This is a genomic window from Micromonospora sp. SCSIO 07396 (assembly GCF_053667945.1).
This window is the reverse complement of the sequence record NZ_CM132210.1, coordinates 3175910-3193655: the sequence shown is the minus strand read 5'-3', so window position 1 is coordinate 3193655 and position 17746 is coordinate 3175910. Positions and strand designations below refer to the sequence as shown.

Annotated in this window: 15 protein-coding genes and 1 pseudogene; 10 read left to right on the top strand and 6 right to left on the bottom strand. The window is 73.8% G+C overall.

Annotated elements, in window-relative coordinates; translation table 11 throughout:
• Position 1 precedes the first annotated feature (1 nt).
• From ACWCHM_RS13660 to ACWCHM_RS13630, 7 genes are read left to right on the top strand one after another with little or no spacing between them, the layout of a single operon-like run.
• A complete protein-coding gene (locus tag ACWCHM_RS13660) occupies positions 2–895 on the top strand; it encodes an ABC transporter permease (protein ID WP_454222651.1) in 894 nt (297 codons plus the stop codon).
• Positions 895–2529 (top strand): dipeptide ABC transporter ATP-binding protein, encoded by a 1635-nt coding sequence (locus ACWCHM_RS13655; protein ID WP_454222650.1) that lies wholly within the window; start codon positions 895–897, stop codon positions 2527–2529. The genes ACWCHM_RS13660 and ACWCHM_RS13655 overlap by 1 nt, the downstream gene beginning before the upstream one ends.
• A 16-nt stretch (positions 2530–2545) precedes the next feature.
• Positions 2546–3751, top strand: a complete 1206-nt coding sequence (locus ACWCHM_RS13650) for an LLM class flavin-dependent oxidoreductase (protein ID WP_204960236.1) — start codon at positions 2546–2548, stop codon at positions 3749–3751.
• A 16-nt stretch (positions 3752–3767) separates the two neighbouring features.
• Complete coding sequence (locus tag ACWCHM_RS13645; RefSeq protein ID WP_454222649.1) at positions 3768–5123, top strand: NtaA/DmoA family FMN-dependent monooxygenase; 1356 nt, start codon at positions 3768–3770, stop codon at positions 5121–5123.
• Positions 5120–5641 (top strand): GNAT family N-acetyltransferase, encoded by a 522-nt coding sequence (locus tag ACWCHM_RS13640; RefSeq protein ID WP_454222648.1) that lies wholly within the window; start codon positions 5120–5122, stop codon positions 5639–5641. The genes ACWCHM_RS13645 and ACWCHM_RS13640 overlap by 4 nt, the downstream gene beginning before the upstream one ends.
• Positions 5638–6705: an LLM class flavin-dependent oxidoreductase gene (locus ACWCHM_RS13635; RefSeq protein WP_454222647.1), complete on the top strand. Its 1068-nt coding sequence runs from the start codon at positions 5638–5640 to the stop codon at positions 6703–6705. The genes ACWCHM_RS13640 and ACWCHM_RS13635 overlap by 4 nt, the downstream gene beginning before the upstream one ends.
• An 18-nt stretch (positions 6706–6723) precedes the next feature.
• Complete coding sequence (locus ACWCHM_RS13630) at positions 6724–7872, top strand: LLM class flavin-dependent oxidoreductase (RefSeq protein WP_454222646.1); 1149 nt, start codon at positions 6724–6726, stop codon at positions 7870–7872.
• Positions 7873–7939: 67 nt separating this feature from the next.
• Here ACWCHM_RS13630 and ACWCHM_RS13625 read toward each other — a convergent pair whose 3' ends face one another.
• Positions 7940–8506, bottom strand: coding sequence for a hypothetical protein (locus tag ACWCHM_RS13625; RefSeq protein WP_281898043.1), 567 nt, complete (start codon positions 8504–8506; stop codon positions 7940–7942).
• 170 nt (positions 8507–8676) lie between these two features.
• Between ACWCHM_RS13625 and ACWCHM_RS13620 the strand changes: the two are divergent.
• The 3 genes and pseudogenes from ACWCHM_RS13620 to ACWCHM_RS13610 form a co-directional block, all read left to right on the top strand.
• Positions 8677–9729 (top strand): annotated as a pseudogene (locus ACWCHM_RS13620) (PQQ-dependent sugar dehydrogenase); the annotation flags it as partial.
• 180 nt (positions 9730–9909) lie between these two features.
• Positions 9910–10167 carry a cellulose binding domain-containing protein gene (locus tag ACWCHM_RS13615; RefSeq protein ID WP_372446005.1) on the top strand — a complete coding sequence of 86 codons (258 nt, stop codon included), beginning with the start codon at positions 9910–9912 and terminating at the stop codon, positions 10165–10167.
• Positions 10168–10290: 123 nt separating this feature from the next.
• Positions 10291–11994, top strand: a complete 1704-nt coding sequence (locus ACWCHM_RS13610; RefSeq protein ID WP_454222645.1) for a hypothetical protein — start codon at positions 10291–10293, stop codon at positions 11992–11994.
• A 17-nt stretch (positions 11995–12011) separates the two neighbouring features.
• Here the strand turns inward: ACWCHM_RS13610 and ACWCHM_RS13605 are convergent, their stop codons facing one another.
• The 5 genes from ACWCHM_RS13605 to ACWCHM_RS13585 are packed head-to-tail and all read right to left on the bottom strand — an operon-like array spanning position 12012 to position 17728.
• A complete protein-coding gene (locus ACWCHM_RS13605) occupies positions 12012–13427 on the bottom strand; it encodes a DUF6297 family protein (RefSeq protein WP_454222643.1) in 1416 nt (471 codons plus the stop codon).
• A 1-nt stretch (position 13428) separates the two neighbouring features.
• Positions 13429–14046, bottom strand: coding sequence for an ABC transporter ATP-binding protein (locus ACWCHM_RS13600; protein WP_421488520.1), 618 nt, complete (start codon positions 14044–14046; stop codon positions 13429–13431).
• A 60-nt stretch (positions 14047–14106) separates the two neighbouring features.
• The gene (locus ACWCHM_RS13595) at positions 14107–15030 is read right to left on the bottom strand and encodes a carbohydrate ABC transporter permease (protein ID WP_421488519.1); all 924 of its coding nucleotides are present in this window, start codon (positions 15028–15030) and stop codon (positions 14107–14109) included.
• Positions 15027–16052, bottom strand: a complete 1026-nt coding sequence (locus ACWCHM_RS13590; RefSeq protein WP_204960226.1) for an ABC transporter permease — start codon at positions 16050–16052, stop codon at positions 15027–15029. Before ACWCHM_RS13590 ends, ACWCHM_RS13595 begins: the two co-directional genes overlap by 4 nt.
• Positions 16049–17728 (bottom strand): extracellular solute-binding protein, encoded by a 1680-nt coding sequence (locus ACWCHM_RS13585; RefSeq protein WP_454222642.1) that lies wholly within the window; start codon positions 17726–17728, stop codon positions 16049–16051. The genes ACWCHM_RS13590 and ACWCHM_RS13585 overlap by 4 nt, the downstream gene beginning before the upstream one ends.
• Positions 17729–17746 lie beyond the last annotated feature (18 nt).

Genomic DNA, 17746 nt, shown 5'->3' with positions numbered 1-17746 from the left:
GATGACCGTCACCCTGGGGCCCACGCCCACCGCCGGCGCGGCGGTCCCGCTCGCCACCGACCCGCCCACCCCCGCCGGCCGACGCCGCACCCGGCCTCGACCCGGCCTGCTCGTCGCCGGGGCGTACCTCGTCCTGCTGGTCGTCGCGGCGGTCCTCCCGGCGCTGCTGGCCCCCGGTGACCCGCTCGCCGCCGACCCGCGCGCCACGCTCGCCGCCCCCGACCCGGCGCACTGGTTCGGCACCGACCAACTCGGCCGGGACGTGTGGACCAGGGTGGTGCACGGCGCGGGGCACTCGCTGACCATCGGCCTCGCCGCGACCGGGATCGCGGTCACCGGCGGGGTGCTGCTCGGGCTGCTCGCCGGACTGGCCCACCGGTTCGCCGACGAGACGCTCAGCCGGTCCTTCGACGCGTTGTCGGCGTTCCCGCTGCTGCTGCTTGCGTTGCTGTTCATCACGGTCACCGGCCCCGGCACCGCCAGCCTGGTCGTCGCCATCGGCATCGCCACCCTCCCGCACCACGCCCGGGTGGTACGCGGGCAGACCCGGCTGGTCCGCCGGGCCGACTACGTCGAACAGGCGGTCAGCTTCGGCCTGTCCCGTCCCCGGCTGGTGTGGCGGCACGTGCTGCCCAACGTGGTCGGTCCGGTGCCGGTGCTCGCCGTGATCGGGCTCGGCGAGGCGGTGCTGGCCGCCGCCGGGCTCAGCTTCCTCGGCCTCGGCCCGCAACCACCGTCGCCGGAGTGGGGCGCGATGCTCTCCGAAGGGCGCAACTACCTCCAGGTGGCCTGGTGGATGACGGTGCTGCCCGGTGCGGCGGTCACCGCGACGGTGGTCGCGCTGACCGTCGTCGGTCGGCACTGGCAGGCCCGCTTCGACGGGCGGCGTCCCTGATGGGCCCGCTGCTCGCCGTCGAGGACCTGCACGTCACCTTCGACACGCCGACCGGCCCGGTGGCGGCGGTCCGGGGCATCGACCTCACCGTCGGGGCCGGCGAGTGCGTCGCCCTCGTGGGGGAGTCCGGCTCGGGCAAGAGCGTCACCGCCCGTGCCCTGGTCGGTCTGGCCGGCGTCGACGCCCGGGTCCGCGCCGGCCGGCTCGACCTCGCCGGCCGGGACGTGCGGGGCTACCGGCCCCGGGACTGGCGGCGGGTGCGCGGCCGGCTCGCCGGGCTGGTGGTGCAGGACGCGCTGGTCTCCCTCGACCCGCTGCGTACCGTCGGTGCGGAGATCGGCGAGGTGCTCGCCGCGCACGACATCGTCGGCCGGCGGGAACGCGCCGGCCGGGTCACCCACCTCCTCGACCAGGTGCACGTGCCCGAACCCGCCCGGCGGGCCCGACAGTACCCGCACCAGCTCTCCGGCGGGTTGCGGCAGCGGGCGCTGATCGCCTCGGCGATCGCCGGGGAACCCGTGCTGCTCGTCGCCGACGAACCGACCACCGCGCTGGACGTCACCGTGCAGGCGCAGATCCTGCGGCTGCTCGCCGAACGCCGGGCCACCGGGGTCGGTCTGCTGCTGATCAGCCACGACCTGGCGGTGGTCGCCCAGGTGGCCGACCGGGTCCTGGTGATGCGCGACGGCCGGATCGTCGAAGAGGGGCCGACCGGCCGGCTGTTGCAGGCGCCGCAGCACCCGTACACCCGGCAGTTGCTCGCGGCGGTGCCGTCGGCCTCGTCCCGGGGACGTCGGCTCAGCGAACCGGCCCGGGTCCGCGACGGCTGCGCGGTGCCGGCACTGGCGCGGACCCCGCTGCCGGCGCGGCCCGCCGTCCGCCCGGACGACACCGTGCTCGACGCGGTCGGCCTGACCCGACGGTACGGCCCGCACACCGTCGTGCGGGACGTGTCGTTCAGCGTGGCCCGGGGCGAGACGCTGGGGCTGGTCGGTGAGTCCGGGTCCGGCAAGAGCACCGTCGCCCGGCTCGTCGCCGGCCTGCTCGCCGCCGACGCCGGCACCGTCACCTTCGAGTCGACCCGGTGGTCCGGGGTGCCGGAGCGGGCCCGCCGGCCGCTGCGCCGCCGACTGCAACTGATCTCCCAGGACCCGCTGGGCTCCTTCGACCCCCGGTACACCGTGGGTCGGCTCGTCGCCGAGAACCTCGACCCCGGGCCGGACCGCACCGACCGGGTGGTCGCCCTGCTGCGCCGGGTCGGCCTCGGCCCGGACCTGCTGCACCGGCACCCCCGGTCGCTGTCCGGCGGGCAACGGCAACGGGTCGCCATCGCCCGCGCCGTCGCCCCCCGGCCCAGCCTGATCATCTGCGACGAACCGGTCTCCGCCCTCGACGTCCGCGTCCAGGCCCAGGTCCTCGACCTGCTGGCCGACCTGCGGGCCGCCGACGGCACCGCCCTGCTGTTCATCTCCCACGACCTGGGCGTGGTGCACCACCTCGCCGACCGGGTGCTGGTGCTGCACGACGGCGCGGTAGTCGAGCAGGGCCCCGTCGGCGACGTCTTCAGCTACCCCCGGCACGACCACACCCGGTCCCTGCTCGACGCGCTGCCCACGCTGGTCACCGCCGGCTGACCGAGGAGGAGAACCCATGCCCGAACCCACCCTGCACCTGGCCGTCGCCCTCGACGGCCTCGGCTGGCATCCCGCCGCCTGGCGGCTGTCCCACGCCGACCCGGCGGCACCGCTGTTCCCCCGCTGGTGGGCCGCCCTGGTCGGGCAGGCCGAACAGGCCGCGCTGGACCTGGTCACCATCGAGGACTCGCTGGACCTCCAGTCGTCCCTGCCCGACGGGCCGGACGGCCGGGTCGACCAGCTCCGGGGCCGGCTCGACGCGCTGCTGGTCGCGGCCCGGATCGCCCCGCTGACCCGGCACATCGGGCTGGTCCCGACCACCAGCGTCACCCACACCGAGCCGTTCCACGTTTCGACCGCGGTGGCCACCCTCGACCACGTCAGCGGCGGCCGGGCCGGCTGGCGGCCCCGGATCTCCGCCCACCGGGCCGAGGCCGGGCACTTCGGTCGGCGGGAGCTGCCGCCGGACCCGACCCGACTGGCCGAACCCGAGCGGGCACGACTCGTCGGTGACCTGTTCGCCGAGGCCGCCGACGCCGTCGAGGTGGTCCGCCGGCTCTGGGACAGCTGGCAGGACGACGCGGAGATCCGGGACGCCCCGACCGGCCGGTTCATCGACCGGGACCGGCTGCACTACACCGACTTCACCGGCCGGTGGTTCTCGGTCAAGGGCCCGTCGATCGTTCCCCGGCCACCGCAGGGGCAACCGGTGGTCGCCGTGCTGGCCCACGCGACGGTGCCGTACACGTTCGCCGCCCGGCACGCCGACGTCGTGTTCGTCACCCCCACCGACGCCGCGCACGCCGAGACCGTCGTCGCCGAGGTCCGGGCCGTCGAGGAGACCATCGGCCGCGGCGGGCCGCCCCTGCGGATCCTCGCCGACCTGCAGGTGCTGCTCGACGACACCCCGGCGGCGGCCCGACGGCGTCGGGACCGGCTGGACGAGCTGCACGGGACGGCGCACACCTGTGACGCGGCCACCTTCACCGGCAGCCCCGCGCAGCTCGCCGACCTGCTCGCCGCGTGGCGGCGGGCCGGGGTGGACGGGTTCCGGCTGCGTCCCGCCGTGCTGCCCGACGACCTGACCATGATCACCCGGGCGGTGGTGCCCGCGCTGCGGGACCGGGGCCTGTTCCGCGCCGGCTACCCCGGTGGCACGCTGCGCGACCTGCTCGGGCTGCCCCGCCCGGCCAACCGGTACGCCGTCGCGGGCCCCCGCTGACCCCCGGAGAGGACCCATGCCCAAGCAGATCATCCTGGCCGCGCACTTCCCCGGCGTGAACAACACCACCGTGTGGAGCGACCCGGCCTCCGGCAGCCACATCGACTTCGCTTCCTTCGTCCACCTGGCCCGCACCGCCGAACGCGGCCGGTTCGACTTCTTCTTCCTGGCCGAGGGCCTGCGGCTGCGGGAACAACGCGGCCGGATCCACGACCTGGACGTGGTGGGCCGGCCGGACACCCTCACCGTGCTGGCCGCGCTCGCCGCCGTCACCACCCACCTGGGGCTGGCCGGCACCCTGAACACCACCTTCCGGGAGCCGTACGAGCTGGCCCGGCAGCTGGCCACCCTGGACCACCTCAGCGCCGGGCGGGCCGCCTGGAACGTGGTCACCACCTCCGACGCGTTCACCGGGGAGAACTTCCGCCGGGGCGGCTACCTCGACCGGTCGCTGCGCTACGAGCGGGCCGCCGAGTTCGTCCGGGTCGCCCGCCGGCTGTGGGAGTCGTGGCCGGCGGACGCCGTCGTCGGTGACCGCGCCACCGGCAGGTACGTCCGTGGGGCCGACCCGGGGGTCTTCGCCCACCACGGCGACCAGTTCGACATCGCCGGGCACTTCACCGTGCCGCGCAGCCCGCAACTGCACCCGGTGATCCTGCAGGCCGGCGACTCGCCCGAGGGCCGGGAGTTCGCCGCGTCCAGCGCCGACGCCATCTTCTCCCGGCACGGCACCCTGGCCGAGGGGCGGGAGTTCTACCGGGACGTCAAGGCCCGGCTGTCCCGGTACGGCCGCACCCCGGACGACCTGAAGATCATTCCCGGGGCGACCTTCGTGCTCGGCGACACCGACGCCGAGGCGCAGGAACGGGCCCACCACATCCGTCGCCAGCAGGTCAGCCCGCAGACCGCGATGCTGCTGCTGGAGCAGCTGTGGAACCGGGACCTGTCCGGCTACGACCCGGACGGCCCGCTGCCGGCGGAGGACCCCGACGTCGACGCCGTCACGATCAGCCGGGGCCGCGCCGGCATGTACCCGGACCCGGTCGGCACCGCCCGGCGCTGGCGGGCGCTGGCGCGGGAGAAGGGGCTCGGGATCCGTGACCTGGTCATCGAGGTCACCGGCCGGCAGTCGTTCGTCGGCACCCCGCAGCGGGTCGCCGAGCAGATGGACCACTTCGTGCAGTCCGACGCCGCCGACGGGTTCATCCTGGTGCCGCACCTGACCCCGGGCGGGCTCGACGAGTTCGTCGTCCGGGTCGTCCCGCTGCTGCAGGAACGTGGCGTGTTCCGCACCGAGTACGCCGGCACCACCCTGCGGGAGCATCTCGGCCTGCGGGCCGCCCGCCCGGTCACCCGGGTCGGTGCGGCGTGACCGCCGCGCGGGCGACTCCGGTCACCGTCTGCCGGCTGCGCCCGGACGACCCGGACGCGGTGGCCCTGCGGGCCGCGATGACCGGGGAGCTGCGCCAGCGGTACGCCGACCGCCCGTACGACCCGATCCACCTGCCCCCGGAACGGGTGTTCGCGCCGGGCTCGGTGGCCTGGACGGGGGTGGCCTACACCGCCGACGCCACCCCGGTCGGGCACGCCGCGCTGCGCTGGCACGGCTGCGACCTGGAACTCAAACGGATGTACGTGGCACCCGCCCACCGGGGGCGGGGCATCGCCGATCAGCTCCTGGACGCCGCCCGGGAGGCGGCCGGGCAGCTCGGCGCGGGCCGGATCGTCCTGCAGACAGGTGACCGTCAGCCCGACGCAGTCCGCCGCTACGAACGCGCCGGCTACCGGCCGATCGCGGTCTTCCCGCCGTACGATGCGTTGCCCTACTCCCGGTGCTTCGCGCTGGTGATCCAGCCCGGTACCCGACGGAAGGCTCCGGTCCCGGCATGAAGGTCCTGCTGGTCACGCTGATCACCCACCTGCCCGACCCGGTCACCGGGCGACTGCGGAGCACCACCGGACGGTTCCGGGAGGTGGTCGACACCGCCGTGCTCGCCGAGGAACTCGGGTTCGACGGCTTTGGCGTCGGCGAACGCCACGAACGCCCCTTCATCTCCTCCGCGCCGCCGGTGGTGCTCAGCCACATCGCGGCCCGGACCCGCACCATCCGGCTGTTCACCGCGGTCACCACGCTGAGCCTGCTGGACCCGGTCCGCGCCTACGAGGACTACGCCACCCTCGACCACCTCTCCGACGGCCGGCTGGAACTGATCATCGGCAAGGGCAACGGCGCCGTCCAGGCCCGACTCTTCGGCGTCACCGCCGAGGACCAGTGGGACCGCAGCCGGGAGGGCTACGAGCTGTTCCGCCGGCTCTGGCGGGAGGAGCGGGTCACCTGGTCGGGCCGGTACCGGCCGGCGCTGACCGAGGCCGAGACCTGGCCCCGCCCGCTGCAGGAGACCATCCGGATCTGGCACGGCAGCGCCACCAGCCGGGACTCGGTCGACCTGGCCGCCCGCCACGGCGACCCGATCTTCTCCGCCAACGTCGTCAACCCGATCGAGCCGTACGCGGAGCTGGTCTGGTACTACCGGCAACGGTGGGTGCACCACGGCCACGACCCGGCGGACGCCCTCGTCGGGGCCGGCACCGCCGGCTTCTACGCCGCCCGCACCTCGCAGGAGGCGGTCGAGACGTACCGGCCGATCTTCGACGCCCGGGTCGCCGCGTCCCGCCGGCTCGGCGTGGAGCCGGTCTTCCCCACCATCGAGGACGCCTTGGCCCGCAGCTCCCTGCTGGTGGGCAGCCCGCAGCAGATCGTCGACAAGGTGTTGCGCCAGCACGGGCAGCTCGGCCACGAGGTGATGCACCTGCGGGCCGACCAGGACGGGCTGACCGCCGAGGCGCACCGGCGGAGCCTGGAGCTGTTCCAGGCGGAGGTGGCACCCGTGCTGCGCCGGGAGATCCCCAGCCGTCCCTTCCGTCCGCCGGCGTCCGCCGCCGAGCCGCTCTGAGCAGAAACGGGGTCACCCATGCCATCGACCGCGCTGTCCGTGCTCGACCTGTCGCCGGTGCCCGCCGGTGGCACCGTCGCCGGCGCGCTGCGGCACACCGTCGACCTGGCCCGCCGGGTCGAGCAGTTCGGCTACCGCCGCTACTGGGTGGCCGAACACCACCTGGCCGCCGGGGTGGCCAGCGCCGCGCCGGCCGTGCTGATCGGGCAGGTCGCCGCAGCCACCAGCGTGCTGCGGGTCGGCTCCGGCGCGCTGCTGGTGGGGCACCGTACCGCCCTGTCGGTGGTGGAGGAGTTCGGCACCCTCGCCACCCTCCACCCGGGCCGCATCGATCTCGGCATCGGCCGGTCCGGACCGCCCCGCGCGGACGCCGCCCGGGAACCCGCCGCGTCCGTCGCACCGCCGGCCGGGGCCCGGGTGGTCGACGGGCTGCTGATCCCCGCCCCGTTCTCCTACGCCCACCTCGCCGCCGCACCCCGGTACGCGCTCGCCACCGCGCTGCTGCACCAGGCCGGCGCGCGACCGCCCGGGTTCGCCGGGCAGCTCGACGACATCCTCGCGCTGCTGCGCGGCGACTACCGGGACGCCGACGGTCTCGACGCGCACGCCGTACCGGGGGAGGGGGTGGACCTGCAGGTGTGGCTGCTGGGCAGCAGCGGCGGGGAGAGCGCCCGACTCGCCGGGGCGCGGGGCCTGCCGTTCGCCGCCAACTACCACGTCAGCCCCGCGACGGTGCTCGACGCGGTCACCGCGTACCGGGCGGCGTTCCGGCCGTCGGCGGTGCTGGCGAAGCCCTACCTGGTGGTCTCCGCCGACGTGGTCGTCGCCGACACCGACGCCGAGGCGCGTCGGCTGGCCACCCCGTACGGGCACTGGGTGCACAGCATCCGCAGCGGTGTGGGCGCGATCCCGTACCCGAGCCCCGAGCAGGCCGCCGCCCTGCCGTGGACCGCCGCCGACCGGCAGCTCGTCGCCGACCGGCTGGACACCCGGTTCGTCGGCGCGCCGGACACGGTCGCCGAGCGGCTGCGCACCCTGCGGGACGTCACCGACGCCGACGAACTGCTGGTCACCACGATCACCCACGACCATGCCGACCGGGTGCGGTCCTACCAGCTGCTGGCCAAGGAGTGGGCCCAGTCCGGCGACACCGGTCGGGCCCGCTAGCGGGCGGCGTGCCCACCCCGGCCCGGCCGGCGTCACGGATCGGGGGTGTCGGGGGCGGGGTGGCGCGTCACGGCATCGTGCTGAGCAGCCCGACCTCGGGGCGCAGGACGCCGTCCTGGCCCAGCGACCGGAAGTCGGCCTCGACGGCGGCCCGCTCCAGCCGGCCCGCCCGCACCGCGTGGTAACGCACGACCGACCAGAGGAAGACGTCGAGGGTGTCGAAACGGGTGCCGCCCTCGACGACCTCCTCCTCGTGGAACCAGAGGCCGACCTGCCCGGTGGCGAGGACCACGTGCAGGTTGCCGCCGCCGTCGGCGCCGATCGAGTAGACGTCGTCGTCGGTGAGCGTCGGCCGGTAGTCGGCGTCGAGGAGCCGGCAGTCGTTCCCGGCGAAGTCGAAGCCGTAGGACCAGTCGTGGATGTCGAGGAACCGGGGCATCCGCCCGGACCGGACGCGGCGGTCGAACGCCGCCAACGCCGAGGCGGCCGGCGGTGGCAGCCGGTCGAGCATCGGCGTCACCGGCCGGGTCGAGTCGGGCACGACGACCGGTGGGCGGTCGGCGAACCAGCGGGCGAGATCGGCGTCGAGGTCACGCTCGACGTAACCGGTCAGGTCGTCAGGGGTGAGGGTCACCGGCGGATGCTAGCCGCCGCCCCCGACAGGCCCGCCGTACCGGTAGGCGTCGGCGGGAGGGCCGCCGCCGGGCGTCGGTTTCGTCCACCGCTGCGGCTTTCACCGAGGTCAGGCTATATTGACGCAAGTCACTTACTGCTTCGGAGGTGCCCGACGTGAGAGTCCGTTCGATGGTGGCGGCAGCGGTCGCGGCGGGGCTCGCGGCCACCGGCGTCGGCACCGCGACGCTCGCCGGGGCCGCCCCGGCCGCCACGACCCTGGCCCTCGGCGACTTCGACTTCACCCGTCCGCAGGTCGTGGCCACCGGCCTGACCGTCCCCTGGGGGATGGACTTCCTGCCCGACGGCAGCGCCCTGACGGCCCTGCGCAACTCCGGCCAGGTGCTGCGGGTCCGCCCCGGGCAGGCCCCGGAGCAGGTGGCCCAGATCTCCGGGGTGACCGCGACCGGCGAGGGCGGCCTGCTCGGCCTCGCGGTCTCCCCGGGGTACGCCCAGGACGGCTACATCTACGTCTACCTCAGCACCGCCACCGACAACCGGATCGTCCGGTTCCGGCTCACCGCGCCGCAGACCCAGGAGACGGTCCTCACCGGCCTGGCCCGGTCCACCATCCACAACGGCGGCCGGATCGCCTTCGGCCCCGACGGGATGCTCTACGCCGGGGTCGGTGACGCGGGACAGACCGCCAACGCGCAGAACCCGCAGAGCCGCAACGGCAAGATCCTCCGGATGCGGCCGGACGGGTCGGCGCCGTCGGACAACCCCACGTCCGGCTCCCTGGTCTACAGCCTCGGACACCGCAACGTGCAGGGCCTGACCTGGGACGCCCAGGGGCGGCTCTACGCCGCCGAGTTCGGGCAGAACACCTGGGACGAGGTCAACCTCATCGTGCCCGGCGGCAACTACGGCTGGCCGACGGTCGAGGGGCGGGCCAACGACCCCCGGTTCCGGGACCCGCTGCTGGTCTGGACGACCGCGGAGGCGTCCCCGAGCGGCGCTGCGGTCGCCGGCAACCGGCTCTTCGTCGCCGCCCTGCGCGGCACCCGGCTGTGGACCGTGCCGCTGACCGGCACCGGCGGCGTCGGCACCCCGACGGCCGAGCTGACCGGCACCTACGGCCGCCTGCGCACCGTCGAGTACGGGCCGGACGGCTGGCTCTGGGTCACCACCAGCAACCGGGACGGACGCGGCACCCCGGCGGCGACCGACGACCGCATCCTGCGTTTCCCGCCGCGGGACACCACCACCCCCTCGCCGACGACCCCGCCGCCCACCACCCCACCCCCGACCACGCCTGCGCCGACCACCCCGCCGCCCACCACTCCGCCACCGACCACCCCGCCGCCCGTCTCGTGCCGGGTCGTCTGGCAGCCCAACCAGTGGAACGGTGGGTTCACCGCCGAGGTGTCGATCACCAACCTCGGCTCCCCGGTCACCAGTTGGTCGTTGACCTGGTCCTTCGCCGCCGACCAGCGGATCACCAACGCCTGGAACGCGCAGGTCACCCAGTCCGGCGTCGCCGTGACCGCCCGTAACGCCGCCTGGAACGGCACCGTGCCGCAGAGCGGCACGGTCAGCTTCGGTGTCCAGGGCACCTCAGGCGCGAGCAACCCGCGGCCGGCCGCCTTCCAGTTCAACGGGGGCACCTGCCTGGTCCAGTGATCAGCGACGGCGGCCGGTCCGGTCATCCCCGGACCGGCCGCCGTCCCCCGCGCCACCCGGGCCCGTCCGGCCCAGGCGGCAGCGCCGACGGAAACACTCACCGCAGTCGGTCGAACCAGGGCAATGTGCCGGATTCGCCGACGCCGGCCGTCGTTCCGGTGGAGCCTGCGAGAGACGCGATCGCGTACGGTACGGCGGAACGGGGTGGTCGTGAACCGAAGGTTCGTCGGGCTGCTGCTGGTGACCAGCCTGGTGCCGATGATCGGGGCCACCGTGCTGGTCGCCCTCGGATTCCGGGCCGCCCAGGGCATCCCCCCGCAGCTCACCGCCCTCTGGCCGTACGACACCTACCACGACCTGCGGTGGCTCTACGTCTACCACCGGTCGTGGTGGGAGTTCGTGCTCTGGCTGACCTACGTGCTGGTCGCCCGGGGCCTGTTCACCACCGGCCTGGTGCTGCTGGCCTGGCCGGTGGGGGTGCCCCGACCCTCACTGGGGTGGCTGCTGCGCCGCAACGTCGTGCTCGGCGTGCTGGTCGGCGGGTTCGTCGCACCCTGGGCGGCGATCTCGGTGGCGGCGTCGGTGGTGGCCCTGTCCTGGGTGCTGCTGGCGTCGCTGCTGCCGATGTTCCTGCTCGCGCCGTTCCTGCAACGGGTGGCCGTGGTGGAGCACTGGTGGCGGGGGCTGCCGTCGATCTCGTTGGTCGGCTGGTCACTGCTGAACTTCGTGGTGCTCACCGTGGCCGGCGCGCTGTGCTGGGTGGTGCCCGGCTGGTGGACGGTGCCGGTGGCCGGGGTGGCGGGGGCGCTCAACGGGGTGCTGTGGAACCGGACCGTCCGGGCGGCGCTGCTGCGCTCGCGGCTACGGTGGGCCCGGGTGCCGGTGACCCCGCTGGCGGCGCTGCTGGCCGTGGCCGTGCCGCTGGTCATCCCGCCGGTGACGGAGCTGGTCCCGGGCAACGAGCAGTGGATCAGGACGGCGGTGCTGGAACGACCGCTGCCCGCCGCGGTCACCCACGCGGTGATCGTGCTCACCGGCTACGGCTCCGAATACGGCGGTGAGCAGCCGTCCGACCCCCGGGTGCAGCGTTTCTCCTACCGGGGCCTCGACCCCGCCGGGAAGCCGCTGGCGTACGGGTCGGCGGACACCACCCGGTCGATGGCGGACAGCGTGGCGCTGCTCGCCCGGCAGGTGGAGCTGCTGCACCGGCGCACCGGACGGCAGGTGGCGCTGATCGGGGAGAGCGAGGGGGCGATGGTGGCCCGCACCTATCTGGCCCGGCGGCACGACCCGGCGGTCGACATCCTCGTCATGTTCAGCCCGTTGATCTACGCCGGCCGGGCCTACTACCCGCCCCCGCACCACGACCAGGGCTGGGGGGTGGTCACCGGCTGGCAACTGCGGGCCATCTTCGGGCTCGCCGACGTCGGCGGCGGTCCGGACGAGCCGTTCATCCGGTCGCTGCTCGACGACGCGCCGTTCTACCGCAACCAGCTGATGTGTCCCGTGCCGGGGGTCCGGATCGTCGCCTTCCTGCCCACCGCGACGGCCACCGAGGCGCCGCCGGGGGAGTACAGCCGGATTCCGGTCTACCAGATCCCCGGCGTGCACGGTGGCCTGCTGGACCGCAGGCTGCTCCAGGACCGGTTGATCGACTTCCTGCTCGGTAAACCGATCGCCCACACCCGGGCCGAGTACCCGCTGTTGCAGAGCTTCGCCGCCGCCTGGCAGGCGCCGCCGCTGCCGATCGCGGCGAACCCGGCCTGGGCGGGCAACCGGCAACCCGACCCGGCGTTCACCGGCCGGGTCTGCCTGCCGGCCCGCTGAGCGTCCGGCCGCCGCCGTCACCCCGTGAGCAGTTGGACGACCACCAGCACGGCGACCAGGTCCGGGCCGCGCAGCACCTGCCGGACCAGATCGACCGGCACCATCGCGAACGGGGTGTTGACCACCGCCCCGCCGTACCGCATGGGTGGGCGGGTGCCGGCCCAGAAGGCGGCCGTCACGATCCCGAGCAGCAGCACCGCGTCGAGCGGTACGGGGACCGGCCGCAGCGCCGGCAGGGTGGCCAGGTACCACACGGTGGCCCCGAGGCCCGGCACGACGAGGTGCGTCAGCCGCAGCAGGGCGTCGTTGCCGCCGAGGGACCGCCGCAGCCCCGCCGACCGGCTCACCGCGCGCAGCCCACCGGTGAGCCGACAGGTCGCCAGGTACGCCAGGACCAGGTGCGCGGGACCCGCGATCGACGGCAGCGCCACCGCGACGGCGTACATGGTCAGCAGCGCCCCGGCCCAGCCGACGAGGGCGCCCCGACGCCGCGACAACCGGCGTACCTCCGTCTGGAGCAGCACCGCGAACCGGCCGCCGGCCCGCAGGGGCCGGCCGCTTACCAGGCCGATCGCGCGCCACCTGCGGCTCTCCACCAGCGCGGCGAGCAGCGACGGATCCAGCAGCACGGCGGCGGTGGTGGCGGCGTTGGCGAACTGCGCCCCCGTGGTCAGCGCCGCCCGGTCCACCCGGGGCAGCCGCCGGTACGCGCTGACGGTCGACGCCACCGCGACCGGCAGCAACGCCAGGCCGACGGTGGGAGTGAGCGGCACCGGCAGCAGCGGGAGGGACCGTCCGGCGGCGTGCCCGAGCACCACCAGCACCGCGATCGTCGCCCCGGCGGCGGGCAGCCCGACGGCGAGCCGTCGCGCCCAGCGGGGCGTGGGGCGGGCGCTCTGGGCGACCACGGCCCAGCCGGTCGCGGTGGCCCCGCAGCTGACCCCGGCCACCGCCGCCCAGGCCAGGTCGGCGGGGCGGTCGTGGCCGCCGGCGACGGCGGCGGCCACCGCCAGCACACCGCCGCCGACGGTGCCGCCGCCGACCAGGGCACCGAACCGGGGGAGCAGCCACGCCCGCCGGTCCACCGGGGAACTGACCAGCCAGGCCTGTGCGGCCGGGGTGACCAGCAGCGGTCCGGTCAGCCGCAGGCCCCACCAGACGAGCCCGGCCCCCGCCGTGACGGCGGCGACGGCGATCCAGTACCTGTCGCCCGGGTCGGTGCGGGCGACCTGCGGGGCCGTCAGGTGGTCGCGGATCGCGGCGACCGCGAACCAGCCGTACAGGGCGACGAACAGCACCACGACGTAGGCGTCGGTGAGCACCTCGCCGAGCGAACCGGGATGGTGCCGGCGGCGGGCGTCGCGCAGCCGGGCCCGCACCTGCCGGGGCGTGGGCGTGGCCAGCGCGGGCGGAGAGGTCCTGGTCGACGTCACCTCAACCGCCGATCTCGATCCGCCGGTCGGCGACCGCGTCGATCAGGTCGGTGTCGTGTGACGCCATCAGCACCGCCGTGCCGGTCGCCTTCTCCCGCAGCAGCCGCTGCGCCAGCCAGGCCCGGCCCCGGACGTCGAGGCGCTGCTCCGGCTCGTCGAGGACGAGCAGCCGGCGTGGGCGTACGAAGCAGGAGGCGAGGGCGAGGCGGCGGCGCTGCCCGCTGGACAGCGTCGCCGGTAGTTGGTCGCGGGCCGGTTCGAGACCCAGCTCGGCGAGCACCTCCGCGACGGGTCCGGCGGTGCCGCCGTGGGCGTAGGCGAGCAGTTCGAGGTGCTCGACGACGGACAGGTCGGGGAAGAAGTCGATGTCGTCGAGGGCGGCGGCGACCGCCGCCCGGACCCGGGGGTCGGTCTCGTCGCAGCGCCGGCCGTCGAGCAGGACCTCGCCCTCATCCGGGCGGTCCGCCCCGACGACGCAGCGCAGCAGGGTGGTCTTGCCGGCGCCGTTGGGTCCGACGACGACGGCGACCTGACCCGCGTCGAGGTCGAAGCGCACGTCGTCGAGGACGACAAGCGCGCCGAACCGGCGGGTCAGCCCGCGTACGGCAAGGGTGCTCACGACCGCCCACTGTCGCACGCGGGCCGCCATCCCCGCCGACCCGCCCCCGCCCCGGACCGGTCAGCCCTTCACGGCACCGATCAGCACGCCCTTGATGAAGTGCCGCTGGATGAACGGGTACACCGCGACGATCGGGGCGACGGTGAGCACGACCACCGCCATCTTGATCGCCTCGGTCGGCGGCATCGACACTCCGGTGCTGCCGCCGGAGGTGTGCGGGGCCTGACCGGCCAGCAGGTAGCTCTGCAACACCCGCTGGATCGGGTACATGTCGTTGCGGTCGATGAACAGCAGCGCGTCGAACCAGACGTTCCAGTAGCTCACCGCGTAGAACAGGCCCACCACGGCGATGACCGCCCGGGACAGCGGCAGCACGATCTGGCCCAGGGTACGGAAGTGGCTCGCCCCGTCGACCCGGGCGCTGTCCAGTAGTTCCTGCGGGATGGCCTGGAAGAAGCCCCGCACCACGACCAGGTTGAACACGCTGATCGCCGGCGGCAGGATCAGCGCCCAGATGGTGTCCTTGAGGCCCAGCCCGGTCACCACCAGGTACTTCGGCACCAGCGGCGGGTAGACCAGGAACGGGACCAGGAAGTAGATCAGCAGCCAGCGGTAGCCGACCGAACGCGGCTGGGACAGCCCATACGCGGCCAGCACGGTCACCGTCAACGCCAGCGCGCTGCCGATGACGGTGACCAGCGTGCTGATCCACAGCGCCCGGGTGACCGCCCCACCGGCGAAGATCGTCTCGTAGGCCGCGGTGTCGATGCCCCGGGGGATGACGACGATGCCGCCGGCCTCGGCGAGGGTCTCCCGGGAGGACAGGCTGGTCACCAGGATCACCCAGAGCGGGAAGAGCACGCTGAGCACGAGCAGGCCCAGGAAGGCGGCCTTGAGCCCCTGGCCGATCCGGGTCGGTGGCTCCTCCCACACCGGCCGGCGGTTGCGTCCGGTGCGGGCCCGCAGTGCGACGGTCTCGGTCATTTCGAGTAGATCCCCCGTTCGCCGAGCAGGTGGGCGACCCGGTTGGCGGCCAGGATCAGGCCGAGCCCGATCGCGGCCTTGAACAGGCCGGCCGCCGCGCCGTAGCCGTAGTTCCCGGTGGCGATGGAGAAGTGGTAGACGAACGTGTCGAGCACCTCGGCGGCCTGCCGGCCCACCGCGTCGCGTTGCAGCAGGAACTGTTCGAAGCCGACCGAGAGCGCGTCGCCCAGCCGCAGGATGAGCAGCAGCACGATCACCGGGCGTAGACCGGGCAGGGTGATGTGCCACAGCCGCCGCCACCGGCCGGCGCCGTCGGCCGCCGCCGCCTCGTAGAGGCTGGTGTCGATGGTGGACAGCGCGGCGAGGAAGACGATGGTTCCCCAGCCGACGTCCTTCCAGACCGCCTCGGCGGTGACCAGGATGATGAAGGTGTCCGGGTTGGTCATCACGTTCCACGGCTGCATCCCGGCGTCGCGCATGGTCTGCGCCAGCAGTCCGGCGCCGCCGAGCATGGCGACGAAGAAGGTGACCACCAGCACCCAGCTGAAGAAGTGCGGCAGATAGACGACGGTCTGCACGAAGCCGCGCCACCGGCTGGACAGCAGGTTGTGCAGCATGATCGCCAGGAAGATCGGCAGCGGGAAGAAGAAGACCAGTTGGAACGCGGTGATCGCCAGGGTGTTGCGGAACGCCTCCCAGAAGGCCGAGTCCTCGAACAACAGCTGGAACTGCCCGAACCCGATCCAGTTGCTGCGCGCGAACGCCTGCAACGGGTTGTCCCCCAGGTAGGGGTTGTAGTCCTGGAAGGCGATGACGTTGCCCAGGATCGGCAGGTAGCTGAAGACCAGCAGGACGAGGAAGCCGGGTGTCACCATGGCCAGCAGTTGCCAGTCCCGGGCGAGCCGGGTGCGCAGCGGCACCCGCCGCCGACGGGCGGGACGGCGTTCTCGCCCCGCCAGGGTGGGCCCGTCGGGCCGGGTCCGGTCGGACCCGGCCGCGACGGTGGTGTCGCGAGTGGTCATCGCCCGGCCTTGGGTAGCGACTTGGCGAGCAGTTCCCGCGCTTCCTCGCCCCCGTTGGCCTTCCACTCCTGCACGATGGCGTCGATGTCGGACAGTGGCCGGCGACCCCGCAGCATGTCGGTGAACTTGTCCTCGGTGGGCACCTGGTTGGCCTTGTACGCGGCCGGCATCTCCAGCTTCACCCCGTCCCAGGGGTCCTTCTCCAGGAACTTCACCATGTTGTTGGAGTAGTTCAGCAGGTCCGGCACGTAGTTCGGGGTCTCCGGGTACGGGCCGATGGTGGGGTTGCGCCCACTGATGAAGAAGTACTGGTTGGCGATCTCCTTGAACGCCAGGTCGGTCTTGACCGGCCCGTTCGGGGTGCTGGTGTGGTGCTTGCCCGCCACCCCGTAGTCCCGCAGCTGCGCCTCCTGCGAACCCAGCGGCGCGGAGCACCAGTTCATGATCCGCAGCAGCTCCTCGACCCGGTCCTTGCCGACGCCCTTCCTGACGAAGGTGAAGGAGATCGGCTCGTCGTCGCCCCAGACCAGGGGGTCACCGCCGGTGGCCGAGAAGATCGGCACCGGCTGGATGTTCAGCTTGGGGTTGACCTTCTGGTGCTCGGCCTGGGCGCCCTGCCAGAAGCCCACCCCGTTGCGGGAGAAGACGATCGCGCCGTTCTTGGCGAACAGCTGGACGTTGTCCGCGCCCTTGCTGGCGACGATCTCGGGGTGGACCAGACCGTCCTTGTAGATCTTGGCCATCACCTCCAGGGCCTGCCGGTACTCCGGGGTCTCGTACTTGAACTCCGGGGTCCCGTCGGCCTTCAGCCGCCAGCCCTGCTTGGAGGCCGGCACCTTGTGGTACATCTGGATCATCTCGAAGACGTTGTCGAACGCCCACACCTTCTTGGCCGGGTCGGTGACCTGCTTGGCCACGGTGAGCAGGTCGTCGAGCGACGCCGGCACCGCCAGCCCGCGGGCGTCGAGCAGGTCCTTGCGGGTGAACAACGCCCACGGGAACGGCCCGTCGGTCGGGTTGGGCACGGCCATCAGCCGCTCGTTCCACAGCGAGTTGCGCCAGGCGCCGGTGGGGAACGAGGCCAGCATCGGGTACGCGTTGGCCGCGTCGCCCTTGAGGTAGTCGGTGAGGTCCTCGAAGAGCACCTTGATCGCCTCGGAGAAGCGCGGGATCTTGTCCACCTCCCAGGCCGGCACGCAGAGCAGCTCCGGGACGTCCCGGGCGCCGAGCATCGCGTTGAGCTTGTCGGCGTAGGTGTTGCCGTCCTGGATGGTGAAGTTCACCGGCGTGCCCAGCTCGGCGTTCACCGCCTGGAGGTAGGCGTTCTGGGCGACTCCGGGTGGGGCCGGACCCCAGGCCGGGGTCATCGCGGTGATCTCCTTGCCGCTGGTGCCGGGCCGCTCGGTGATCGCGTCGACCAGGGAGGTCGGGTACTTCGTGTAGCCGTCGGGCACCGGTCGGGTGCCGATGATGTCGGGCTTGATGCTCTGGGCGAGGTCCTTCTGCGTCGGCAGCAGGTTGGCGTACGCGTCCAGGTTCTGCGCGGCGCCGGAGCCGGCCGGCTTCTCGGAGCACCCGGCGAGCAGGGGGCCGCCGGCGATGGCGGCCGTGCCGAGGCCGACCAGGCCGAGGAAGTGGCGGCGCGAGGCCTTCGAGCCGGGTTGCTGGGGTGTCATCGGTTCCCCCTCGAAAAG